General features: G+C 35.8%; 25 protein-coding genes. 16 read left to right on the plus strand and 9 right to left on the minus strand.

The genetic code is table 11. The features are described from left to right. Window positions 1-114: 114 nt before the first annotated feature. The 4 genes from T513_RS0105770 (at window position 115) to pckA (ending at window position 4479) form a co-directional block, all read left to right on the plus strand. Window positions 115-1089, plus strand: coding sequence for a Gfo/Idh/MocA family protein (locus T513_RS0105770; protein WP_031589349.1), 975 nt, complete (start codon window positions 115-117; stop codon window positions 1087-1089). Further along, window positions 1073-2104, plus strand: coding sequence for a Gfo/Idh/MocA family oxidoreductase (locus T513_RS0105775; RefSeq protein WP_238551734.1), 1032 nt, complete (start codon window positions 1073-1075; stop codon window positions 2102-2104). Before T513_RS0105770 ends, T513_RS0105775 begins: the two co-directional genes overlap by 17 nt. Before the next feature lie 76 nt (window positions 2105-2180). Beyond that, window positions 2181-2774: a class I SAM-dependent methyltransferase gene (locus T513_RS0105780; RefSeq protein WP_031589351.1), complete on the plus strand. Its 594-nt coding sequence runs from the start codon at window positions 2181-2183 to the stop codon at window positions 2772-2774. 106 nt (window positions 2775-2880) lie between these two features. After that, window positions 2881-4479, plus strand: a complete 1599-nt coding sequence (gene pckA, locus T513_RS0105785; protein WP_029069903.1) for a phosphoenolpyruvate carboxykinase (ATP) — start codon at window positions 2881-2883, stop codon at window positions 4477-4479. 140 nt (window positions 4480-4619) lie between these two features. Here the strand turns inward: pckA and T513_RS11980 are convergent, their stop codons facing one another. From T513_RS11980 to T513_RS0105815, 4 genes are all read right to left on the minus strand, one after another. After that, entirely contained in the window at window positions 4620-6212 is a 1593-nt protein-coding gene (locus T513_RS11980) for an ISL3 family transposase (RefSeq protein WP_080703123.1), read from the minus strand. Window positions 6213-6280: 68 nt separating this feature from the next. Beyond that, window positions 6281-6778 carry a hypothetical protein gene (locus tag T513_RS12185; RefSeq protein ID WP_143452149.1) on the minus strand — a complete coding sequence of 166 codons (498 nt, stop codon included), beginning with the start codon at window positions 6776-6778 and terminating at the stop codon, window positions 6281-6283. A gap of 243 nt (window positions 6779-7021) precedes the next feature. Next, entirely contained in the window at window positions 7022-8131 is a 1110-nt protein-coding gene (locus tag T513_RS0105810) for a cation diffusion facilitator family transporter (protein WP_031589358.1), read from the minus strand. 24 nt (window positions 8132-8155) lie between these two features. Further along, a complete protein-coding gene (locus tag T513_RS0105815; RefSeq protein WP_031589360.1) occupies window positions 8156-8557 on the minus strand; it encodes a hypothetical protein in 402 nt (133 codons plus the stop codon). Window positions 8558-8695: 138 nt separating this feature from the next. Between T513_RS0105815 and T513_RS0105820 the strand changes: the two genes are divergently transcribed. Genes T513_RS0105820 through T513_RS0105830 form a run of 3 tightly spaced genes read left to right on the plus strand, consistent with a single transcriptional unit; the run spans window position 8696 to window position 9734 of the window. Beyond that, on the plus strand, window positions 8696-8950 hold the full coding sequence (locus tag T513_RS0105820) for a hypothetical protein (RefSeq protein WP_031589361.1): 255 nt from the start codon (window positions 8696-8698) through the stop codon (window positions 8948-8950). A gap of 12 nt (window positions 8951-8962) precedes the next feature. Further along, window positions 8963-9343, plus strand: a complete 381-nt coding sequence (locus T513_RS0105825; RefSeq protein WP_029069910.1) for a PH domain-containing protein — start codon at window positions 8963-8965, stop codon at window positions 9341-9343. Further along, window positions 9315-9734 carry an acyl-CoA thioesterase gene (locus tag T513_RS0105830; RefSeq protein ID WP_236700971.1) on the plus strand — a complete coding sequence of 140 codons (420 nt, stop codon included), beginning with the start codon at window positions 9315-9317 and terminating at the stop codon, window positions 9732-9734. The genes T513_RS0105825 and T513_RS0105830 overlap by 29 nt, the downstream gene beginning before the upstream one ends. 33 nt (window positions 9735-9767) lie before the next feature. Here the strand turns inward: T513_RS0105830 and T513_RS12190 are convergent, their stop codons facing one another. After that, a complete protein-coding gene (locus T513_RS12190; protein ID WP_155266076.1) occupies window positions 9768-10049 on the minus strand; it encodes a bacteriocin immunity family protein in 282 nt (93 codons plus the stop codon). 345 nt (window positions 10050-10394) lie between these two features. Further along, window positions 10395-11486, minus strand: a complete 1092-nt coding sequence (asd, locus tag T513_RS0105840) for an aspartate-semialdehyde dehydrogenase (protein WP_031589364.1) — start codon at window positions 11484-11486, stop codon at window positions 10395-10397. 284 nt (window positions 11487-11770) lie between these two features. Here asd and T513_RS0105845 point away from each other — a divergent pair, with 284 nt between their 5' ends. Continuing rightward, complete coding sequence (locus T513_RS0105845) at window positions 11771-12349, plus strand: hypothetical protein (RefSeq protein WP_029072337.1); 579 nt, start codon at window positions 11771-11773, stop codon at window positions 12347-12349. Window positions 12350-12360: 11 nt separating this feature from the next. Then, the gene (locus T513_RS0105850) at window positions 12361-13356 is read left to right on the plus strand and encodes a helix-turn-helix transcriptional regulator (RefSeq protein ID WP_051654409.1); all 996 of its coding nucleotides are present in this window, start codon (window positions 12361-12363) and stop codon (window positions 13354-13356) included. Here the strand turns inward: T513_RS0105850 and T513_RS0105855 are convergent. From T513_RS0105855 to T513_RS0105865, 3 genes are all read right to left on the minus strand, one after another. Continuing rightward, complete coding sequence (locus T513_RS0105855; protein WP_029069917.1) at window positions 13353-14126, minus strand: hypothetical protein; 774 nt, start codon at window positions 14124-14126, stop codon at window positions 13353-13355. The two genes, T513_RS0105850 and T513_RS0105855, sit on opposite strands and share 4 nt — an antisense overlap. A 66-nt stretch (window positions 14127-14192) precedes the next feature. Continuing rightward, window positions 14193-15347, minus strand: a complete 1155-nt coding sequence (locus tag T513_RS0105860) for a homoserine dehydrogenase (protein ID WP_031589367.1) — start codon at window positions 15345-15347, stop codon at window positions 14193-14195. A 114-nt stretch (window positions 15348-15461) separates the two neighbouring features. Next, window positions 15462-16253 carry an HAD-IIB family hydrolase gene (locus tag T513_RS0105865; protein WP_029069919.1) on the minus strand — a complete coding sequence of 264 codons (792 nt, stop codon included), beginning with the start codon at window positions 16251-16253 and terminating at the stop codon, window positions 15462-15464. A 331-nt stretch (window positions 16254-16584) separates the two neighbouring features. Here T513_RS0105865 and T513_RS0105870 point away from each other — a divergent pair, with 331 nt between their 5' ends. From T513_RS0105870 to T513_RS0105900, 7 genes are read left to right on the plus strand one after another with little or no spacing between them, the layout of a single operon-like run. Beyond that, window positions 16585-16899 carry a hypothetical protein gene (locus tag T513_RS0105870; protein WP_029069920.1) on the plus strand — a complete coding sequence of 105 codons (315 nt, stop codon included), beginning with the start codon at window positions 16585-16587 and terminating at the stop codon, window positions 16897-16899. Next, entirely contained in the window at window positions 16899-17933 is a 1035-nt protein-coding gene (locus tag T513_RS0105875; RefSeq protein WP_029069921.1) for a V0D/AC39 family V-type ATPase subunit, read from the plus strand. Before T513_RS0105870 ends, T513_RS0105875 begins: the two co-directional genes overlap by 1 nt. A 16-nt stretch (window positions 17934-17949) precedes the next feature. Continuing rightward, on the plus strand, window positions 17950-19461 hold the full coding sequence (locus tag T513_RS0105880; protein WP_029072339.1) for a V-type ATP synthase subunit I: 1512 nt from the start codon (window positions 17950-17952) through the stop codon (window positions 19459-19461). A 13-nt stretch (window positions 19462-19474) separates the two neighbouring features. After that, window positions 19475-21379: a V-type ATP synthase subunit I gene (locus tag T513_RS0105885; RefSeq protein WP_031589368.1), complete on the plus strand. Its 1905-nt coding sequence runs from the start codon at window positions 19475-19477 to the stop codon at window positions 21377-21379. A 14-nt stretch (window positions 21380-21393) separates the two neighbouring features. Beyond that, a complete protein-coding gene (locus tag T513_RS0105890) occupies window positions 21394-21819 on the plus strand; it encodes an ATP synthase subunit C (RefSeq protein ID WP_031589369.1) in 426 nt (141 codons plus the stop codon). A gap of 10 nt (window positions 21820-21829) precedes the next feature. Continuing rightward, a complete protein-coding gene (locus T513_RS0105895; protein WP_029069925.1) occupies window positions 21830-22138 on the plus strand; it encodes a V-type ATP synthase subunit F in 309 nt (102 codons plus the stop codon). 10 nt (window positions 22139-22148) lie between these two features. After that, on the plus strand, window positions 22149-22739 hold the full coding sequence (locus tag T513_RS0105900) for a V-type ATP synthase subunit E (RefSeq protein ID WP_035876780.1): 591 nt from the start codon (window positions 22149-22151) through the stop codon (window positions 22737-22739). Window positions 22740-22746: the final 7 nt, after the last annotated feature.

Consider the following 22746-nt stretch of genomic DNA (forward strand, 5'->3'; position numbering starts at 1 on the left):
GGGGTTTTCAGCGTGCAATAAAAACCATGAAAAATTACTGATAATTTTTTTTAAATTTTTACTTGATTTCTATTATCCAATTTTTTTGTTATAATATGAGAAGGAGGTAAGAATATGAAACTAGGAATATTAGGAACAGGAATGATTGTTCAGGAATTTTTAGAAATAGCACCTTCATTGCATCTAAAAAAAGCATTTATTCTTTCAAGTGAGCGTTCACTTGAAAAAGCAAATAAGCTTATGAAGGTTTATCATCTCGATGGTGTGTTGACATCCTACGATGATCTTTTAAAAGAAGATATTGATACCATCTATGTCGGCTTGCCTAATCATCTTCATTTCTCATTTGCCTTAAAAGCATTAGAGGCTAATAAACATGTCATTATTGAAAAGCCCATTGTAAGCAATATGAGAGAACTGAATCAATTAAAAGAAGTGGCCAAGAAACATAATCGCATAATATTAGAAGCCGTTACCTTGCATCGTATGCCAGCTTATCTTGATATGAAGAAACAGTTGGATAAGCTCGGTGATATTAGAATTGTCTCTTTAAATTACTCACAGTATTCTTCTCGTTATGATGCCTTCAAGAAAGGTGAAATCCTTCCTGTCTTTGATGTTCATAAATCAGGAGGGGCTCTCTATGACTTAAATGTCTACAATCTCAACTTTGTGATTGGGTTATTTGGTAAACCTTTATCAGTAGATTATCATGCCAATCTTCAACGTGGTATTGATACATCAGGTATCTTCACGATGGACTATGGCTCATTCAAGGCTGTCTGCATCGGCTCAAAGGATACCGGTGCGCCGTTAATGAATACAATCCAAGGAGAACAGGGCACAATTATCATTGATACCCCTGTATCTAGAATGAGACAGTATAAAATAAAACATGATGTAGAAGAAGTTAGAACATTTGAAGAAGAGCATGCTATGTTATACGAATTTAAGCAGTTCAAGAACATCATTGAAAACAATGATGTAGAAAAAGCAAATGACTACCTTGAAATCAGTACCCATGTCTTATGGGCATTAGAAGAAGGAAGAAGAAAGGCAGGAATTATATTTGATGCAGACAATTATTAACGTAGGCTTTATTGGAGCAGGAAAATCTACCCATCGCTATCAGGCTCCATTCATATTAAGAAGAAAGGATAAGTTTAAGATTAAGACAATCTGGGCGAGAAATCTTGATCATATTTCATGGGAAAGAATCCCTCAGGTAACATATACTGATTGTCTAGAAGACATGTTAAATGATCAGGATATTTCCCTAGTTGTCATTTCTACTCCAGTCATGCATTATGAATATGCAAAAATGGCTTTGGAACACGGCAAGAATGTTGTCTGTGAAAAACCTTTTACCGATACATATGAACAAGCTGTAGAACTGTTTAATCTTGCAGAAGAAAAGAATCTAAAAATCATGTGCATTCAGAATAGACGTTTTGATTCAGACTTCCTAACAACTCAGAAAGTCATTGAATCAGGTATATTAGGAGATCTTCTAGAAGTAGAAATGCATTATGATTACTATCGTCCCTATGTAAGTGAAAACACTGATCACTTTAATCCTTATCAGGGCTACCTTTATGGTCATGCCTGTCACACCTTAGATCAGGCTATATCTTATTTTGGTTTTCCTGATGATTATCATCTAGAAGTAAGACAGCTTTTAGGAGAAGGAAGAATGAATGATTACTTTGATATAGATTTCTTCTATAAACAAACAAAAGTCTCTATCAAGTCATCTTATTTCCGTGTTAAATCAAGACCACGCTTTGTCGCTTATGGGAAAAAAGGAATGTTTACTAAAGAAACTGAAGATCGTCAGGAATATGATTTAAAGAGATTCTATATGCCAACAAGTGATCATCCTGATTTTGGAATGGATCGCGAGGAACATTATGGAGAAGCTATCTTCTATGATGAACATGGAGAATATCATCAAGAAAAGATTCCTACTATCAATGGCGATTATGCCCGTTATTATGATGAAGTCTATGAAATGCTTGTAAATAATAAAGAACCACTTGTAAAAAAAGAACAGACACTCTTTGTGATGAAACTTCTTGAAGAAGGCATCAAGCAGTGTAAATGACGTGACAAATCTAAGAAAAGAGATACAATAAATGCGACAGCTTTGTCGCATTTTATTGTACAAGGAGGAAATTAATATGGTATCAAATCCGGCAAGACCACAGGGAGAAGAAGGAAAGAAAATGCTTGAACGCATGAATAGAAGTCATGCACCATTAAGAGAATGGGGGCTTTCTTTTTATGATTGGAAAGATCATCTTCATATTCTAGATATTGGATGTGGCGGAGGTGCTACAATCAAGGATATGCTTTCTTTATCAGAAGGAAGTGTAATCAACGGTGTTGATTACATGGAAGCGAGTGTAAAGCTTGCCTCTATCTACAATGAAGAAGAATTAGGTAAACGTGTCTTTATCAAGCAAGGGGATGTAGCCAATCTCCCTTATGAAAATGATAGCTTTGATCTCGTTACAGCAGTAGAAACTATCTATTTCTGGAAAGATATCAAAGATAACTTCAAGGAAGTAAAACGTGTCCTAAAAGAAGGAGGCACTTTCCTTGTTTTATGTGAAGGAAGTGACCCCGATGAAAATAATTGGCCAAAGATTGATGGACTAGTTAAAATCTATACACCAGAAGAAGTAGCGGGTATTTTAAAAGAAAATCATTTCAAAAATGTTATATTTCATCGAGGAGAAGGACAATATATTGCAGTTTTAGGTGAAAAATAGTTTAAAAATTGTATTTTTTCGACTTTCCAATAGGTAAATTTGAGAAATATTGAAAATGCTTACATTTTTGTGTTATAATCTCACTTATAGGAAAGAGAGGAATACTATGGATCACACATTATTGAAATTAGGTATCTACAACGATACAGGAAAAGTACATTATAATTTAGGCGCTGCTGCTTTAGTGGAAGAATCATTAAAGAAGGGAGAAGGTGTCTTAACCGACACAGGTGCCTTATCTATTAAAACAGGAAAGTATACTGGTCGATCACCAGATGACAAGTTTATTGTCGATACAGACAATGTCCATGATCACATTGCTTGGGGTGATGTCAACAAGCCAATGGACGAAAAGACATATCGTCATTTGAAGGAACGTGTCTTAACATATATGGGGGATAAAGAATTATATGTGTTCCAGGGATATGCCGGTGCTGATCAGAAGTATACAAGAAAGTTCATGGTTATCAATGAGAGAGCCTGTCAGAACTTATTTATTAGACAGCTTTTAATTAGACCTTCAGAAGAAGAATTGGAAGACTATGGTGAACAGGATTATACAATCCTATCTGTACCAGGATTCCGTTGTGTACCTGAAAGAGATGGTACACATTCTGAAGCAGCTATTATTGTTAACTTTAAAGAAAAGATTGTCATTATTGCAGGTACAGAATATTCTGGAGAAATCAAGAAAGCTGTATTTACAGTTATGAACTACGTTATGCCAATTGAAGAAAACGTATTGCCAATGCATTGTTCTGCCAATATGAACCCTGAAACAAGAGGAACAGCAGTATTCTTTGGTTTATCAGGAACTGGTAAAACAACATTATCAGCGGACCCAAATCGTCTTTTGATTGGTGATGATGAACATGGATGGTCTGAAGACCGTATCTTCAACTTTGAAGGAGGCTGCTACGCAAAATGTATCAACTTAACTCAGGATGGAGAGCCATATATCTACAATGCGATCAAGTTTGGTAGTGAAGTAGAAAATGTTATTGTTGACCCTGTTACACGTATCCCAGATTATTTTGATGGCACACTTACATTAAATACACGTGTTGCTTACCCACTAGAACATATCGAAAATGCGATTATGCCTTCTGTAGGTATCAGACCGGATGTTGTTATCTTCTTGACTGCTGATGCCTTCGGTGTCTTGCCACCGATTTCTAAGCTCGACAGCAACTCTGCAATGTACCACTTCGTTACTGGTTTCACATCTAAAGTTGCTGGTACAGAACGTGGCATTACTGAACCAGAACCAACGTTCTCTACATTATTTGGAGAACCATTTATGCCACTTGACCCAGATGTCTATGCTGAAATGTTAGGTGAACGTATCAAGAAACACAATGTACGTGTTTATCTTATCAATACAGGATGGACTGGTGGACCATATGGCATCGGTCATCGTATGAGATTAAAATATACAAGAGCCATGGTTACAGCAGCCTTGAACGGTGATATTGAAAAAGCACGTTTTATCCATGATAAGAGATTCAATGTGCACGTACCACAGGAATGTCCTAATGTACCACATCATATCATGAACCCAAGAAGTACATGGCAGGATCGTAAAGCCTATGATGCACAGGCTAATAAGCTTGCTAAAATGTTCAAAGATAACTTTGAACAGAAATATAAGCATATGCCTGATGCAATCAAGGAAGCAGGACCAAAACCTATTGAAAAAAAATAGGCACTTTTCCAGGTAGCGGGCTATCCTGATTGATGGGGTGTCACTAACTGTGGGAAATTGCCTATCCCACGAAAGTGGAAAGACATACCGAAAAAATCGGTTAGGACCGATATCAGTACTCTGATATCAGTCCTTTTTCGTCATTTTTTCTTTTCGTTTATCCATTCCCTGCTTGTCGGCTGGGGCTCCAGGAAGAACGTCGTCTCTGAATTGAGGCAGAGCAGTACCTTGTTTCTGAAGCGATGCCAGTTGGAGTAGCCGCTCTCGTGCTTGATGTCCTTTATGAGCTTGTTCCTGTTTTCGATGACGCTGGAATTTATTCGTCTTCTTTTCCTTGCCTTGTGGTCTTCAAGATATTCAGTGATTATTTCCTTTTTCGCATTTGGCAGACTGTCATCGATCACATAGCTTTCCTCATCACCTTCAATCGGAGTGAATGAATTGATGATGCTTGTTCTCCATTGGCAGAGGGTGGCAGAGAAGCTGCACATTTCCTTTACTGCTGAAGTGCTGAAATTGTATATAAGCTCCTTGAGAGCCGTTGGAGCAGTCTTTATCGTACTCTTCCGGAAAAAATGGTAAAGCTGTTCCTGGAGAGCGACTGCCTCTGAAAGTTCATTGTCAGTTTCGAGTATTTTGCAGTATATGTCATGATAGTTGAGATATTCCCTGAATACCCGATTGTATTTCTTTTTCCTGTTGGGATCGAAGAGGCCATCTGAAGGACGCTTGTAGAGCATCCATTGGGCAAACTTCTTGAGAAGGTAATAGCTTTTTACATGATGGTTGAATTCCATCAGTTCATCTGGCGTCATTTCGCGTACCGGTTTTGCCTCCTTCTTCAGGATCCTGTGGTGATTCATTATTCGTATTCTTACCTTCTGGACGCATCTAGACAGTTCCATCTTGAGATGGAACGAATCGCATGAATGGACAGCCTTTGGAAACCATCTGTGGGTCATGTCGCGGTAGGTGTTCCACATGTCGCTGCTGACGATTTGCACTTCCTCACGTTCCTTCAGAGGAATCTTCTGGAAGTAGGCATCGAGATCCGCCTTCTTTCTTGAAGGCAGGACATCGATGATGTCCATGGTTTCATAGTCCATCATCACAAACACATAGTCGCTTACCGCGGTATGGAAGGCATAGGTCTCATCCACCACCAGGTAGCGTGGAAGTTTCCTTCTTGGGATGTTGACATGGCTGTCGAATATTCTCAGTACCGTCGAGGGAGAGATGTGATATCTTTCGGCTATCGCCTTGAAGGTCTCATGTGGGCGGGAACAGTCCTGCAGCACATTATATACGGTCACTGCAGATACTTTTTCACCCGGAAAAGCAAAAGGATTTGGCTCAACGAATGTCTTGCCGCACTCGGTGCAGCGCATTCGCCTCTGGTCATAGTCTATGAAACAGGGGGAGTTTGTGATAACGGAATGCGTTATTTTCCTTATTTTGTATCCCTTGACCTTGTCGGTCATGTTTCCGCACGCATTGCATCTGCATGGGACAGGCTTCAGCCTGATGTAGACGTGCAGTCCGTCCGGTTCATTGTGGACGTTGATTCTTTCCGCCTGGTCATCCTGCAAATTGAAGAGCTTCAGCACGAAGCTGTCCACCGAAAAGGGCGTAGTGGTGGTGTCAAAGGAGATGTTTTCTCCTGAAGGAGGCTGATTGCCGATCCTGCTTATCGATTCGACTGACTCGATTGGACTTGATTGATTATTTTTCATGAAAAATTGCACCTTCTTTCTTAGTATGTCTATATGTTAGTCTACGAAAGAGGTCTGATGTTCAAGAGTCAGGTGGTCAGCGCAAAAACTTTTCGGCCTCGGCTCAGGGCCCTGCATATGGCCAGGTACGCCTGGTTAGCCAGGGCGCCCATGGTTTTTCTGATGCGGTACGCCAAAGAGGATGAGACAGCTGATAGTGCCTCATCGGTTTCTGGAACTGTTATTTTTTCATCATCACCTTCAGGTGATGCGTCATCATTGATGACTGCCATTATTTCATGAGCTCCGATCACATGGTATGGAAGAAGGAATGACGGAAGGACCGTATGCGTTGTGAATGTTCCGTCGTGATTGATCTGCTTGACCCTGAACAGTGTCAGAGTGATTCGCTCTTCGCCATAGGAGTAGCTTCTTTCCACGTATGAATGGATATGCCATTTGAACTGGCTCATCTTCCTGCGGAGCTGTTCAATGATCTCTGCCGGTCTGTATTCCTTTCTGAATTCCTCAATAAATCTGAACTTGTCGGTTGTATTGATTTTTCTGTCGTACTGTTGTATTATCATATTGTCGTAGGACGAGTGATGAATCAAACTTTAGGCGGAGAGATTCATCACTTTTTTCTTTCTGAAGGATCGGTATGATACTATTGTATCCCATTTATTTCCCGCAAATCAAAAAAGAGCGGGTTCTGAAAATAATTTCCAGAATCCCGCTGAAAGTAACAGAAAGATGATTTCCCACAGTTTGGAAGATCATCAAAAAATAAAAGATATACCCACATTAAAAGCACTCTTTATAGAGTGCTTTTAATCGCTTATATCTAAATCAATCTGAATATTGAATGTATAATCCGGATAATAGTTTTTCATTTCATCTTCAACGATTTTTACAAGATGATCACAATCTTCTACATCAAAACTAAAGATCAGATCAACCTGAATGAATCGTTCTTCTTTATTAAGATAGAAACCATGAAAACCAAGAATACCTTCATGTTCACTAATAACTTTCTTGAGTTTCTCTTTTGCATCTAAAATAAGAGGATCTTTCGTATTGATAGAATAAAGACCAATACCTGTCAATATCACACCTGTTTCATCTATAACACGATTGGTAATATTTCTTGAAAGAGTATCAAATTCATTGATGCTCATTGTATCTTCTACTTCTACATGAATAGATCCCTGATAACGATCAGGCCCATAAGCATGAAGAAGAAGATCATAGCTTCCCTGTACGCCTTCTTCTTGATTGACAATCTCTTTTATCTTCTTAGATAAAGATGGATCAATACGTTCTCCAAGCAAATCAGAGAGCGTATTTTTTAGCATGTCGATACCGCTCTTGATAATAAAGATAGAAATAACAGCAGCCAAATAAGCTTCAATAGAAAAAGAAGTAAAAATGAAAAGAATGGCAGCTAAAAGAGTTGCACTAGAAATAATCGCATCAAATCTTGCATCTTCACCAGAATTGATCAATGAATCAGAATGAAGACGTTTACCCTGTTTTTTAGTATATTCTCCTAAAATGATTTTGGTGATAACCCCAACAAATACAATAAACAATGTTACAAGGGAATAATGAGGTTTCCCTGGATTTATGATTGACTTGATGGATTCAATAAGGGATGTAATCCCTGCATAAAGTACGAGACAGGCGATAATGGCTGCAGTGAGGTATTCAATGCGACCATAGCCTAATGGGTGCTTCTTGTTTGGTCTCATCATGGAGAGTTTGGTACCGACGATGGTAATCAAGGAGCTAAGGGCATCACTTAAGTTATTGATTGCATCAAGGGTAATGGCAATAGAATGTGATAATAAACCAACAACAGCTTTAAATATAGCTAATACAATATTGACAAGTATGCCGATGAAACTTGTTTTAATAATATTCTTTTCTCTGTTTTCCATATTTCCTCCTAGTTAAAAAGCGAGTTATTTTCTCGCTTTTCTTAATTCTTCCTGATTATATTGTTTAATCGCATTTTTATAGTTATCACTTGCAAAATGCATTGGAGCATACATAAGTAATGTTGCCACAATAACAATGACAATCCATCCTCCAATATGGGGAAGTGTTTTCTTTGATCCAAGTAGAGGAATCTTGCTCTTTATTTTGAAATAATCTAGTTCTAAGAATAGACCTAAACCAATTAGAATGAAGAATAGGAAGATACTTGTTTTAAATAATGTAACATCCATGGTACTCATTGCGGCAGCTACTTTGGCATTATAGATACCTTCAATAGGAAGATGTCCTAGAGAAGAAAATGCGGCAACGATACAGCCTAAAAATGCGAACCATATAAGTACTCTTTTAATACTGATTTTAAACATTGTCATTCCCTCCATAAAATAACTATAAACGATTATTAAACATAAGACAATATGAACCCATAATATGAAAAAAAGTAGGATTATGATTTAGAATAGTTCTTTTTTTGTATATAATGTATATAAAGTAGGTGAAAAAAGATGAACGGTATCATAGGTGCTTGCCTCTTCCTCATAGCATTATTGTTATGGTGTAAAGAGAAAATTACAGATACAGTATTTTTATTTGTAGTATGTGCTATGGCCATAGCTATAGGTATGGGCATTACAGTATTATATATTAAGCATTATGATACAGGCCTACCGTTATATCAGATGATTATTCAAGATTACAGTGCTATGCTTATTACAAGTGTGTTTGCACTCGTAATTGTCGTTGTAAAAATCATGAAATAAGGAGAACTATTTATGGGAAAAGTATTATGGCATGATCGTAAACGTACATTTTGTGGATTACCATGGTCGTTTACCACTTATACATTAGAAAGTGATCGTTTTGTAGTAGAAAAAGGATTTTTAAGTCGTAAAGAATATGATGTAAGACTATATCGTATTCTTAATATTAATTTATCTCGTAGTCTTTCTCAGCGTCTATTTGGATTAGGTACTATTCATATTGATAGTAATGATAAAGATCTTGGTTCTTTTGATTTATTGAATATCAAGAAATCAAAGAAAGTCAAAGAATTAATTTCTGAGCAGGTTGAAGCAGAGAGAAGAAGAAACCGTGTAACAGCTAGAGAATTTATGATGGATATGGATGATCATGATGATGACTTCAACTTATAAACATATCGTACATTACTATGAAACAGATAGAATGGGTATTACCCATCATTCTAATTATATTAGATGGATGGAAGAAGCACGTGTCTATTATCTAAAAGAAATAGGGTGGGGATATGATCATCTTGAAGAAATAGGAATTATGTCTCCTGTTACTAAAGTTGATTGTTCTTATAAGCATACCACCACTTTTGCGGATGAAGTATCTATTCACGTATCTGTAGAAGAATTTAAGGGTGTCAGATTAAAACTTAAATATATGATGTATTGCAAAGAACAGCTTGTATGTGAAGCATATTCTGAACATTGTTTCTTAAATAAAGATGGTTTACCTATTCGCATTAAGAAAGAATATCCTGAGTTCTATGAAGCTTTAGTTAATGAAGAAAGATAAAACAAGCCCTGAGAGGTTAATACCTCTTAGGGCTTATTTCTTTCTTCTTACAAGAAAATTCCACATTGAACTTACTGATGTACTAGGTTCAATTCTAGATAATTCAGTAAAATAAGATACTCCCTTGCTAGAAAGCTGCTGCTTAGTGGCAAGAAGAGAAAGCTCCTGCTTTAGTTTAAAGATGCAGCTATTGATATCTTCGTTGTGATTAATTTTAGTAAAGCAGTCTTCAAATATTTCTCTTTCAGTAGAGCTGATTTCATGATCATTTAGAATATCCGCAAGAAATGTTAAAATCTTTTCTTTTCTTCTCATTTTATGCTCCTGATAAATGTTTATAAGTAGGATTATAATACATTGATGGAAAAAAGGTGATGAATGTGTAGTTACACCTTCAATGGCTGTATGGACAACGTAGTCATCTGTACTTGTTGTATGAACGATACGTGTTTTATGTGTGCTTTTGCTTGAAAGCATTGTACAAGTCCAACAACATTTTTAGTTCCAGTATTGCTGATGAGTAATACTGTTACAATGATAATTAATAATTTTTTCTCCTATTATGATAATACACATACTATATATGATACAAGTATATTAAAATAAATATAGAAATAAAAACTTCCAAAAATGAATAAACATTTTTAGAAGTTAGTTAAATTATTTAGCTGTAATGAATTTCTTAGCAGTTAATAATTCTGCACATAGAACGGCACCACCAGCAGCACCACGTACTGTATTGTGTGATAATCCTACGAATTTCCAATCATATACAGTATCTTCTCTTAAACGACCAACTGAAACGCCAAATCCGTTTTCATAGTATACGTCTTTAGAAACCTGTGGACGATCATCTTCTTCAAGATACTGAATGAACTGTTTTGGAGCATTTGGAAGCTGAAGCTTCTGTGGTTCACCACTGAATGCTGCAAGCTTTTCGATAAGCTGTTCTTTTGTAGGGTTCTTTCTAAACTTAACAAATACAGCAGCTGTATGACCGTAAAGTACTGGTACACGGATACACTGTGTAGTGATCAATGGTGCATCTGCAGCGACGATTTCTTTCTTTTCGTCATCTACGTGTCCCCATACTTTTAATGGTTCTTTTTCAGATTTTTCTTCTTCACCTGAAATGAATGGGATAATGTTTCCTTGCATTTCTGGCCAATCCTTGAATGTTTTACCTGCACCAGAGATGGCCTGATATGTAGTTGCAACAACTTCATAAGGTTCAAATTCTTTCCATGCAGTTAATACTGGTGTATAAGACTGGATTGAGCAGTTAGGTTTAACGGCGATGAATCCACGTTTAGTACCTAAACGTTCTTTCTGATATTTAATAACATCAGTTGCTTCTGGGTTGATTTCAGGAATGATCATAGGAACATCAGGTGTCCATCTATGAGCTGAGTTGTTTGAAACAACTGGAGTTTCTGTTTTAGCATAGGCTTCTTCAATTTTCTTGATTTCATCTTTGCTCATATCAACAGCTGAGAAGACAAAGTCTACCTGTGAAGCAACTTCTTCTACTTCATTGACATTTAATAGCTTAAGATCTTTAACAGCTTCAGGGATAGGTGTATCCATTTTCCATCTGCCTTCTACTGCTTCCTGGTAAGATTTGCCAGCGCTTCTAGGGCTCGCAGCCACGGCTACAACCTCAAACCAAGGGTGGTTTTCCAATAACACAATAAATCTCTGTCCTACCATTCCAGTAGCACCGAGAATACCGACTTTTAGTTTTTTATCCATAATAATTCTCCGTTTCGTTTTTTAGACTTAATTTAGAAAAAGATAAAATACAGGTGTAAAATATTCGTCTTTTGCAAAATTTACATCTTAAATGATATATTACTTGAAATAAAGGAAAATTACAAGTAAATATAACTAGTATTATAGTATTTTCGATGAATATTTGTTAGAATATTTAATGAAAAAGTGATTAAAACCGTTATTTAGGTTTTAATCACTGGGCATTTCACTCTTCTGATTTTTACTTATTTATATAATAAAGTCAAGAAAAGGAGAGATGTACAATGTTAGATAATTATTTCAAGTTAATGAATATGAGATTAGAGGAAATGAAAGAGTATCTTCATCATATAGAAGATAACTATGATGAAAATATTGATTTCTGTTTTATGGTATCCCAGTTAAATGATTATGTGAATAATCATAGGGAACATTATCTTCATTTGGCTTTAAAGTCCATCATCAATGAAAAAGGTGTTGATGCAATTGAAAAGAATCTTATTATGTTGCTGTACTTCTTTAATGGAGAAAAGGAAGTAGAACAGGTTAAGATCATTTTGAAAAAGATGGCTATGCAGTATCATAAAGGGATTCATGTCTATCAGATATTAAGACATATCATGAACATGGATAATGTCTCATTGATTCATATTCTCTTCAATAAGGGATATCTTAATGTAAACGAAGCTGCATTTATTAATATAGTAGAAGAAAAATATGAAGAAGCTTTTGAATATCTTAAAGAGAGTGAATTAGACAATGAGGCATTGCTTGATTATTTTTGTGCGAGTGCACCTCGTCTTTATCATCAGTTAATGAGAAGAAACAAGACAAATGCTTTATATCGATTATCATTTGCGTAGGAGGAATAACCATGGGAGAAAGAATGCAGATTATTTTAAGGTTGATTATGTCATCTAGACTGCAGCCGATTAAATCGAAGGATCTTTTAGATGAACTAGAGAAGTTAGGATATCATTATAATATCAAGACGATCCATGCAACAGTTAAGCAGATCAATGCATTCTTTTATCCGCTTATTCAAGATACAATGATTCTTTCTAAAAGAGGGACTGGACTTGTGGTTAATAAGAATGTCTTTGAAGATGGTCAATTACAGCTTCTTATAGATTCTATTAATTATAATAAAGATCTATCTTTTAAAGAGAAAGATCAGCTTGTAGATAAGCTGATGCATTTTTCTGATGAATCACAAAGAAAAAGACTTATCTTTCATATGGAAAAAGATGAGAAGCCTTTTTCTTTAATGTTAAATCTATCTACGCTTATGAAAGCTATCGCAGAAAGAAAAAACATTATTTTTGATTATGTAAGCTATAGAATAGAAGAAGGACATCCACGTGAAGTAGCTTCTAAGCATGGCAATAAGAACGGGCAGTATGTTGTGAGTCCTTATACGATAGTGTTGGATAATAATCATTATTATCTTGTAGGCTATTATAATAAGAGAAGTGATTCTTTATCCATGTATCGTATTGATCGTATGAGACGTGTTATGACGCATCGTGGTGATTATATTGATATACGTGAACAGTATGATATGGATGACTATATTTCACGTGCTTTTCATATGTTCGTCAATGGGAAACCAACAGATCTTGTTCTTCGTTTTAGGCCACAGATTTTAAGAGAGGTGGTTTCACGTTTTGGGGAAAGTATTCATTTAAGAGTAGTGGATGATTCATGGTATGAAGCTATCATTAAAGATCAGAGCTATTCAAGAGGGTTAGCTATGTGGATACTGATGTTAGGAGAGAATGCATATGTCGTATCTCCTACACATATTAGAGAAGATATTAAAAGAGAGCTGGATAAGACTCTCATGTATTATAAAAAGGGCGTATTCTAAATACGTCCTTTAAATATGCTATAAAGTTCTAGAGCCCACTGGTCTGGTTTAGTAATAAGCAGTTCCTGAGCGCTCATGTTGAAATAGTGATAGATCGCATTGGCAAAGAAATACTGATATCTTCTTAGATAGCGTGCTCCCATCTTCATAGAGAAGAAAACATGAACAGCAGTATTAGGAATCAGTAGATTCTTTTTATGTTTAAGCTGATAAGAGGAAGAGAACTGATTAAAAAGGCTTCTCTTCTTAATAAAATCAAGATTGTGAGACAAATAGTGCTGTTGCCAGCGAGAAATAAATTCTGGGTTTTCTTTTTGTTCACGCGTTAAAAAATGCATAACACCACGAGAGATTGTTTTCTCCTTAATTAAAGGGTAGAAAATCATCGTTGCAGCAGATGCCTGCATCATGGCATAAGGTGTACTTAAATATTCAAAGTAGGCACTATCAATAATACATTTATCAATTGTAATGTGTGAACGTTCAAGCAGTGAACAAAGTACTTCTCCACCATGACCTAATCCATAAGCGCAAGAAAGATGTCCTTCATCATGTTCATTGATATAGGCTTCAATCTGTTCCATTTCTTTTTCATGGGACACAAATGTTTCTTTGATTGTTTCATCAAAGCCATCAAATGAACAGATGGTAATATAGAAATCAGGAATCAGATCCTTGATTCCTCTTTCAAAGATTGAATAATGTTGCGCATTGTCTGGTATAAGAAGTAAATGTGTATTTCTGCTGTCTCCAAAATTATAAAATCTCATTGTCAATTCCTCTATTTATAATTATAACAAAAAAGAAAAAGGGACTTAAGCCCTTTTCTCTTTTTTTTAATCTCTAACTTTAAATAAAGCGTAATCTTTTCCTTTGATTGCGTCTTCTACATCATGAATAGAGATTTCATTAGTAATGTAGATGTATTCTCCCTTATCAGTATAGGATTCTTCATAATCAATTTCGATTGGTTCTGAAGTATGAATATAGTACTTAGAAACATCAATAGGTGTGATTTTATCTGTGTAAGTATAATCATGAGTCCATAATTCTTTATTATGAGTTTTCATGATATCTGCTACAACAGCACTAGCAGTAACATAACGTCCTGCACCTTTTCCATAGAAAAGAACGTTTTCTACATAATCATTTGTAATTTCTACTACATTGTAGGCATCCATAACGTTACCTACGATATCAGTCATTGGTACAAGTGTAGGTGATACATCAATACCAATAGAATCTTCAAGTTTTTTAGCCTGAGCGATAAGCTTAATACGATATCCAAGCTTTTTCGCGAAGTCCATATCAACTTTAGTAACACTGCGGATACCAGTTGTATTGATTAAATCAAAATCAAAGAAAATGTGGAATGCATTCATTGCTAAGATCGCAATCTTATGTGCAGCATCATATCCATCTAGATCCAATGATTCATCTGCTTCTACATAACCTAAGTTTTTAGCGATACGTAATGCTTCACTGAAATCTAAGTTATCTGTTTCCATTAGTGAAAGAATGAAGTTTGTTGTTCCATTAAGAATACCTTCAATCTTCTTGATGTTATTTGCAATTAAGCTTTCTTTAGCAGGTACGACAACAGGAATACCTCCCCCGACTGATGCTTCATAGAAAATGTTTACATTGTTTTTTCTTGCAGCTTCAAATAATTCCTGTCCGTGGTGAGCAATTAAAGCTTTATTGGCAGTGACGACATGCTTTCCTGATTCTAAGGCAGAAAGGATGATTGTCTTTGCAAAGGTAAGACCACCAATCAGTTCGACAACGACATCGACTTCTGGGTCGTTGAGAACTTCTTTGAAATCATCTGTGTAGATGATACCTTCTGGAAGACCAGGATTCTCAAGTGCACATCCATACTTGACAATGACGTCTTCTCCAATCTCTTTCTCAAGTCTTTCTTTCTCCTTTGTAAGAATATCAACTGTTCCAAATCCAACAGTACCTAATCCAATAATTCCTATAATCATAGTGTGGTCCTCCCTTATTTATTGAGTAAACACTATCAAAAAAAATATTTATTGTCAATTTTTTTATCTAAAATAAACAAATGAATATGTAATTTTGTTAAATAGCGAAAATATTTATTCACTTATTAGATAGGAAATGGCTTCATCTAGGTGTTTTACAATATGATCACTTTGTTCTTGAACATCATCGGGAGCATAAGGGAAAGTGAAGCTTTCATCTACATTATTGATCATTGGCAGATCATTCCAAGAATCACCGATACCACCGATGACATCAGATTGAAAATACTCTTCAATAAATTTCACTCCTGCACCTTTAGAACATCCTTTAGCACAGATATCCACATGTACCTTATTGGTAAAAGCATGACAGTATGCTCCATAGTGTTTATTGATATAGTTGGCACACTCTCTTGCTTCCTGTTCCTTCCCATTTGGAAAATGAAAAGAGAACCCGTTGTAGCTATCTTTAGTTAGTGAAGATAAATCTTTAATAAAAGGGGAGGTTTCATTAGGAATCCCTTGTAGTTTCTGTAAAAGACGACGTAGGCGTACTTGATATCGTTTCTTCCAGTTGAACATAAGATACATCATGTTGCCATCTACCACTGATACAGCGATAGGGAACTTTTCATAGATCTCTTTTATGATTGAAAAAGGAATCTTTGATTCAAAGATCACATTCTGATTCTCATCGAGAATCATTCCACCACTGTTGACAATATAGAAATCATAGTGAATATCCACATTGTCACTTGGAATCAATACACCATCTAAAGAGCGTCCTGTACAGATACCAAACTTATGTCCTTGTCTTTGGAAATCTTTAATGGCAAGAAGATCTTTTTCTTTAAATCCAGTATGAAAGAAGAGCGTACCATCAAAGTCGCTAGCTAATATTTTCATTGTCATTCACCTCTTGATTATTATAGCTTTATTGAAGAGTAGGATACAAACTATTTATGGTCAACATATAGGTAAAAATAGCGTAATATAGATGTCATCTCCTATATATAATAAGATAGGAAAAACTTTTTAAAATTAATAAAATTTATTCAAATAGAATAAAAAAGCCCCAATAATGGGCATAAATTTAATATTGGCATACCCAAAAGGTAGAGTTGGCATATATGCAAGATATAGTTAGCGTTTACAATTCATTCGTGCGATATCATATTTGCTTGAATTTTAAATTCTTAAGGAGTATTATTGTAACGATTAAAAGGAGGTAGCTGTTATGGACAAATTGATTCAAGATATTGTAAGTGTGGATCACAGCTGTGCTAAAGCAGTTGAAGAAGCGAAAAAGAAGAAGCAAGATGTCTCTCTTAACATGAACGATAAGAAGAAAGAAATCTATGACGACTTCGTCGCTCAATACCAAAAAACACTGGACGAAAAGAAATCTGAACTTAGTGCAAAAATTGCAGAAACTAAGAAAAAAGCAGATGATGAATATGAAGTCTCTCTTAATAAACTCTCTGATCTCTATAAGTTGCATAAAGACGAATGGATTGATGCCATCGTAGAAAGATGCAAGGACTTATCGTAATGGGATTTTCATCTAACGCAGTACTTGCAAAAGCAAGATCTATGTATTCTCATAGAATGACACCAGCCAAGTATGAAGAACTTATTCATAAAGGAAGCGTAGCAGAAATTGTTAGCTTCTTAAAAAATGAACCTTCTTACCAGGATGTCCTTGAAGAAATCAAGGAAACAAATGTACATCGTGGTCGCATTGAGTCATTGTTAAATGAACAGGCATTTATTGAAACAACAAAGATGCTTAGATATGTGCCTAAGAAGAAACAGGAATTCTATAAGCTTAGTGTCATCAAGGAAGAGATTCATTTAATTATTGATAAAGTCAGATTAATTGATAGTGAAGTCAATGATTCCTATGATCTCAATATTCCATCTTACCTTGCACAATGTGCATCATTTGATCTTTATGGATTAATTGCGATCGATGATTATGCTACATTGTGTCAGTACATGAAAAGAACTCCATTCTATAAGGTATTAAAGAAGAATATCCCAGAAGATGGAGAAAAGGTAGATATCAACATCATGGAGTATGATTTTAAGAAAGCATACTATGATCATGTTGTTGGAGTGATAAAAAAAGAATTCAAAGGGAAAAAGCAAAAGGATCTTTTGACTATCGTCTATACAGAAATAGAACTTGAAAATATTTCTAAGATCTATCGATTAAAGAAATATTTCAATGTGACAGAAGAACAGATCAGAGGATGTCTGATCACTGATTACTGTCGTCTATCTGATAGCATGATGGATATGCTTATTAAAGCAAAAGATGCTGAAGATATGCTGAAGAAGCTTTCTTCATCTTCATATAAATTCTATGTAGATGAAAAAGACTTTGTTTACATCGAGTACTATGCTGAAAAGATAAAATATCATTTAGCTAAGAGATATATGAGATTCTCAACAGATCCATCTCTTGTCTATATGACATATGCGATTGTGCATAGGATAGAGATAAATAATCTTATTCACATTATTGAAGGAATAAGATATGGAGAATCAGCAGAGCGTATCAAAGCTATGCTGATCTACTAAGAGGGAGATTGAATTTATGGCAATAGAACAAATGGAATTGTTGAATCTGACTTTTCCTAAGAAAGAACTTAAGCCGATTCTTGCATTAATGCAGGACAATGAGCATTTTGCTCCAATTTTGGCTAATAAGGTCATGAACAATGTCAAAGGTGTTGCATCTCTTAAAAGAAATGAAGAGCTAGCTAAACAGCTAGAACGCTTAAGAGAAATTGCATCACATATCAATCTTGAGCTTAATGAAGCAAAAGGTGAAGACAAAGACCTTGCCGTTTCGGAAGAAATTCTTTCTTCAGTAGAAAAAGAAGTAAGCCAGATCATCAAGAATAAAGAGCAGCTCGCTGAAGAGCTTGAAGAAAATAAGGCAGCCTTAGGATTAATAGGAGCCTTACAGGCATCACATGTTAATATTGATGAATTAAAATCAACAAAGTATATCGTAACAAGAGTTGGACGTATTCGTCTAAAAGATGAACACAAGCTCTCTTATTACCATTCTAAACAGGTGATGTATTACAAATTAGGACAGACAGCAAAGCATGTTTACTGTCTATACACAACAACAAAACATGCAATTGTACAAATTGATAACATCTTCTCATCAATGGGATTCAAGGAAATTGAACTTCCAGACTTCATCCATGGGACAATTGATAGTGCCAAAGATGAACTTCAGGAAGAAATCAAAGGAATGGAATCTTATATCAAGAGCGCTGATGAGAAACTAGAAGTTATTAAACTTCGTTATCAGGATACATTATCAGATCTTTATGCAAGTCTATATACGATGAATGAAAGAGAAAAAGAAAAAGACTTCATCGTAGATTATTCCACAGTCTATGGTCTCGCAGGATTTATTCCTAAAAGAAATGGGACTGACTTTAAGAATAAGCTTACTGCATTAAATGCAGATATCCGTGTTCTACCATGTGATATGTATGAAGATCAGGGTGTGATTGCACCAACAATTACTTATAACTATTTCTTTGCAAAACCATTCGAAATGATTTCAAAGGTCAAAGAGAAAGAAAGAGTAGATACAACATTAGCTTATGCAATGATGTACATTCTTACTTTCATGTTGTTATTGGGAGATTTAGGTGTAGGAGCTGTACTTCTTGTATTAGGATTAATGATGCATAAGAAGAAAATTGGACAGCTATTAGAAGTGCTTGGTATTTCTACAGCAATCGGTGGATTGCTTTATGGAAATGTCTTCTATGCACATAATCTATATCCTTCACTCATTCCTCAAGGAGATGTTGTTTTACGTTATATTAATGCAGTGATTCTTCTTTTTGTAGGATCATTTATCATTAACACAGCGAAAACAATCTACAATGAAAACAGAGTTGTAGATAAAGTCTTCTCATTCAATGGTTTTGTAGGTATCATGATTGTTCTTGCAATCATGTCCTATATCCTCATCAGCATCGATACACATATCGTGGTTTCTGTTATGCCCGTGATTGTGATTGTTGCATTAGGTATCATTACCATTCTAATGAAAAAGATGATGCATAAGAAATAAGGAAGGAGATTATATGGCAATAGCAAAATTGAAGCTTGTGGAAATTGAGTTTCCAAAGAGTCAGAGTAGTGTCATTCTTTCCAAATTGATCAATAGAGATGATTTTCATCCTGAACCGGCATCAAAGTTTGCGGATCGTGTAAGAGGCTTAACAACATTAAAGAATGCTAGCCACTTCGCTGATCTTCTTTCAAGAATGGAAGAAGCAAAGCAGACTTGTGGATTCAAGTATGAAGAAGCAGCACCAGCTTTCATGAGTATTGCGGAAGCGGATCAGGCTTTCTTGGAAGTTGCTGATCAGGTAACAAAAATAAACATGCTCAAAAAAGATCTGGAAGAAATGATTGAAGAAAATGAGTTGACTATCAAGCAGCTCACACCAATGGCAAATGATGATGCTATGGATTTCGACAACATTTTTACAAGCAAATATCTAGAAGTAAGATATGGACAGATGCCAGTGCACAATGTCGATAAGCTTTCTTTCTATGATAATCAGATTTTCTTGTTTAAGTCATTCTACAAAGATGCACATACCTGCTACTGTTTCTATGTGACAACACATGAAAAAGCACCAGAAGTTGATAACATCTTCTCTTCATTGTTCTTTGAACGTATTCACATTCCTGATTATGTTCATGGAACACCAAAGAAGGCAATTGAAAGTCTTCAGGAAGAAATTGATTTAGCAAGAAAGAATATTGATAAATATGAAAAGCATAAGCAGCAGCTGATTGAATCACATCAGGAAGAACTTTCAGTGATCTATGCGACATGCAAGGATCGTGCTTCTACTTCAGAAGCAGAGAAGTTCGTAGTTGTATTTGGTAACATGGCTGCTATCTATGGATTCTGTGAAAAGAAAGTGGCTAAACTGCTTACTAATGAATTAGCTGGCTATGAGAAAGTCACTGTAAACATTAAGCCAGCGATGGGAGATTCTCGTTTAACACCGCCAACATTGCTTAAGAACAATTGGTTCTCTAAGCCATTCAGATTGTTTGTGGAGATGTACGGGGTACCTTCCTATACTGACTTTGATCCAACAAACTTTGTCGCAATCACTTATACATTGCTATTTGGTATTATGTTTGGTGATGTCGGACAAGGTCTTGTACTTGCCATTGTCGGTTTCTTGTTTGCTAAGCTTAAAGGCATTAAGCTTGGTGAAGTCGGAATGCGCATTGGCTTATCTTCCATTATCTTCGGGTTCTTCTTTGGTTCAGTATTTGGTAATGAAGAAGTACTGACATTCATGCCACACTTTGTACCAATGGAATCAAAGAATACAATGCCGCTTCTTGAAGCTGCCATTGGTATCGGGGTTGTATTGATTATCATTTCCATGATGTTCAACACATACTTGAACTTGAAGAAAAAACATTGGGGAGAATTCTTCTTCTCACAAAATGGTGTTAGTGGATTAAGTTTCTATATATCCATTATCATCTTGGCATTAAATAGTCTTATGGGATTACAGCTTCCATTAGGTTTACCATTTATACTCATATTTACAATTCTTCCAATCTTGCTTATTTTCTTGAAAGAACCTCTTTCAAGAAAGATTGAAGGATTCAAGATGTTCCCAGAAGGATTTGGAAGCTTCTTTACGGAAGGCTTCTTCGAATTATTTGATATTGTATTAACATTCATTACGAATACAATGTCATTCTTGCGTGTAGGTGGATTCGTCTTATCACATGCAGGTATGATGCTTGTTGTCTATACATTAGCCAACAAGATGGGTGGACCTGGATATTGGATTACCTTAGTTATCGGAAATATCTTCGTTATGGTACTTGAAGGTATGATTGTAGGTATTCAGGTATTACGATTAGAATTTTATGAAATGTTCTCTCGTTACTATGAAGGTAATGGGATTCCATTTACTAGCATAAAAGATATATTAAAGAAATAAGGAGAAATTGAATTATGTTAACATTTATCTTACCAGTAATCGTCGTTATTGCACTTACTTTACCACTTATCGCAGTATTTAACGGAAAGGTGAACGCTGCTAGCGCTAAAAAACGTTTAGCCTTACATGTAGCCGGATTCTTTGGTGCATGTGCATTCGTATTATTAGCTTCTGCTGCTAACTCACCAATCTTCGCCGCTGGTGCTAACCAGATCACTGGTACATTAGCTCAGGGTCTTGGATTTATCTCTGCTGCATTAGCAACTGGTATGTCAGCATTAGGTGCTGGTATTGCCGTAGCTGCTGCTGCACCTGCTGCTATTGGTGCTTTCTCTGAAAACTCAGAAAACTTTGGTAGAGCATTGATCTTCGTTGCCTTAGGTGAAGGTGTTGCCATCTATGGTCTATTAATCTCTATCTTAATTATCAACGCATTATAGGAGTTCAGAGATGAAGTTCTATTTGATCAGTGATAACATCGATACATTGACAGCTATGAGATTAGTGGGTATCGAAGGAGAAGTTGTACATGAACGTCATGAATTTCTTTCTCTTCTTGAAGAAAAGATGAAACAGAAAGATATTGCAGTTATCCTTGTGACAACCAAACTGATTGAATTAGCACCGGATGTTATTTCTGAAATTAAATTAAAACAGCCAGAACCTCTGATTACAGAAATTCCTGATAGACATGGTCACTCTAAGATTGGTGAAGCTATCGATGGATATGTATCAGAAGCCATTGGCGTAAAATTATAGGAGAGAGATTATGCAGGATACAGAGATTTTTCTTTCTATGAAGAAAGAAATTGAAGCAGAGTCTCAGAAAGAAATTGATGCGATCATGGCTGAAGTAAAAGCCATGGAAGATGAAGCTATGGTTTCTATGCAGAAAGAAGCAAAGAAAGATGCTGATCTACGCTTAAAACAGGAACTTGATGATATTCAGTCACAAGCTTCACAGGAAATTTCTGAAACTCATACACAAAGAACAAAGGCACTTATCGCTAAAAGAGATGAGTATGTAAAAACAATCTTCGATGCCGCAAGAGAAAAGCTTGTTGCTTTTACGACAACACCAGAATATGGTGAATATCTTTCTCGTAAAGCTAAGGCGGCTAGCGAAGAAGATATGTCTGAACCAGTTCTTATGATTAGAAGTGAAGATCTTCATTATGTAGATATGATCAAAGAGAACTATGGTAAAGATCTTCAAGTTGAAGAAACATCAGACATTACAATTGGTGGATTTATCCTAAAAGATCAGGTTACATCAGTTGTAGTAGATGAAACATTAGAATTTGCATTGGAAAATCAGAGAGGCTGGTTCGCAGCTCATTCTGGTTTAATGATTAAATAGTGTGGAA

Origin of the sequence: Kandleria vitulina DSM 20405 (assembly GCF_000702065.1) — a bacterium.
Taxonomy (GTDB): domain Bacteria; phylum Bacillota_I; class Bacilli_A; order Erysipelotrichales; family Coprobacillaceae; genus Kandleria; species Kandleria vitulina.

Bases quoted from the DNA above. Each gene is read 5' to 3' on its own strand.
- T513_RS0105815 (WP_031589360.1), bottom strand. From the start codon at position 8,557: ATGTTTAAAATCAGTATTAAAAGAGTACTTATATGGTTCGCATTTTTA.
- T513_RS0105890 (WP_031589369.1), top strand. From the start codon at position 21,394: ATGTTAACATTTATCTTACCAGTAATCGTCGTTATTGCACTTACTTTA.
- T513_RS0105820 (WP_031589361.1), top strand. From the start codon at position 8,696: ATGAACGGTATCATAGGTGCTTGCCTCTTCCTCATAGCATTATTGTTA.
- T513_RS0105845 (WP_029072337.1), top strand. From the start codon at position 11,771: ATGTTAGATAATTATTTCAAGTTAATGAATATGAGATTAGAGGAAATG.
- T513_RS0105895 (WP_029069925.1), top strand. From the start codon at position 21,830: ATGAAGTTCTATTTGATCAGTGATAACATCGATACATTGACAGCTATG.
- T513_RS0105870 (WP_029069920.1), top strand. From the start codon at position 16,585: ATGGACAAATTGATTCAAGATATTGTAAGTGTGGATCACAGCTGTGCT.
- T513_RS12185 (WP_143452149.1), bottom strand. From the start codon at position 6,778: ATGATAATACAACAGTACGACAGAAAAATCAATACAACCGACAAGTTC.
- T513_RS0105860 (WP_031589367.1), bottom strand. From the start codon at position 15,347: ATGATTATAGGAATTATTGGATTAGGTACTGTTGGATTTGGAACAGTT.
- T513_RS0105900 (WP_035876780.1), top strand. From the start codon at position 22,149: ATGCAGGATACAGAGATTTTTCTTTCTATGAAGAAAGAAATTGAAGCA.
- T513_RS0105875 (WP_029069921.1), top strand. From the start codon at position 16,899: ATGGGATTTTCATCTAACGCAGTACTTGCAAAAGCAAGATCTATGTAT.
- T513_RS0105865 (WP_029069919.1), bottom strand. From the start codon at position 16,253: ATGAAAATATTAGCTAGCGACTTTGATGGTACGCTCTTCTTTCATACT.
- asd (WP_031589364.1), bottom strand. From the start codon at position 11,486: ATGGATAAAAAACTAAAAGTCGGTATTCTCGGTGCTACTGGAATGGTA.
- T513_RS0105780 (WP_031589351.1), top strand. From the start codon at position 2,181: ATGGTATCAAATCCGGCAAGACCACAGGGAGAAGAAGGAAAGAAAATG.
- T513_RS0105770 (WP_031589349.1), top strand. From the start codon at position 115: ATGAAACTAGGAATATTAGGAACAGGAATGATTGTTCAGGAATTTTTA.
- pckA (WP_029069903.1), top strand. From the start codon at position 2,881: ATGGATCACACATTATTGAAATTAGGTATCTACAACGATACAGGAAAA.
- T513_RS0105880 (WP_029072339.1), top strand. From the start codon at position 17,950: ATGGCAATAGAACAAATGGAATTGTTGAATCTGACTTTTCCTAAGAAA.
- T513_RS11980 (WP_080703123.1), bottom strand. From the start codon at position 6,212: ATGAAAAATAATCAATCAAGTCCAATCGAGTCAGTCGAATCGATAAGC.
- T513_RS12190 (WP_155266076.1), bottom strand. From the start codon at position 10,049: ATGAGAAGAAAAGAAAAGATTTTAACATTTCTTGCGGATATTCTAAAT.
- T513_RS0105885 (WP_031589368.1), top strand. From the start codon at position 19,475: ATGGCAATAGCAAAATTGAAGCTTGTGGAAATTGAGTTTCCAAAGAGT.
- T513_RS0105810 (WP_031589358.1), bottom strand. From the start codon at position 8,131: ATGGAAAACAGAGAAAAGAATATTATTAAAACAAGTTTCATCGGCATA.
- T513_RS0105855 (WP_029069917.1), bottom strand. From the start codon at position 14,126: ATGAGATTTTATAATTTTGGAGACAGCAGAAATACACATTTACTTCTT.
- T513_RS0105830 (WP_236700971.1), top strand. From the start codon at position 9,315: ATGATCATGATGATGACTTCAACTTATAAACATATCGTACATTACTAT.
- T513_RS0105850 (WP_051654409.1), top strand. From the start codon at position 12,361: ATGGGAGAAAGAATGCAGATTATTTTAAGGTTGATTATGTCATCTAGA.
- T513_RS0105825 (WP_029069910.1), top strand. From the start codon at position 8,963: ATGGGAAAAGTATTATGGCATGATCGTAAACGTACATTTTGTGGATTA.
- T513_RS0105775 (WP_238551734.1), top strand. From the start codon at position 1,073: ATGCAGACAATTATTAACGTAGGCTTTATTGGAGCAGGAAAATCTACC.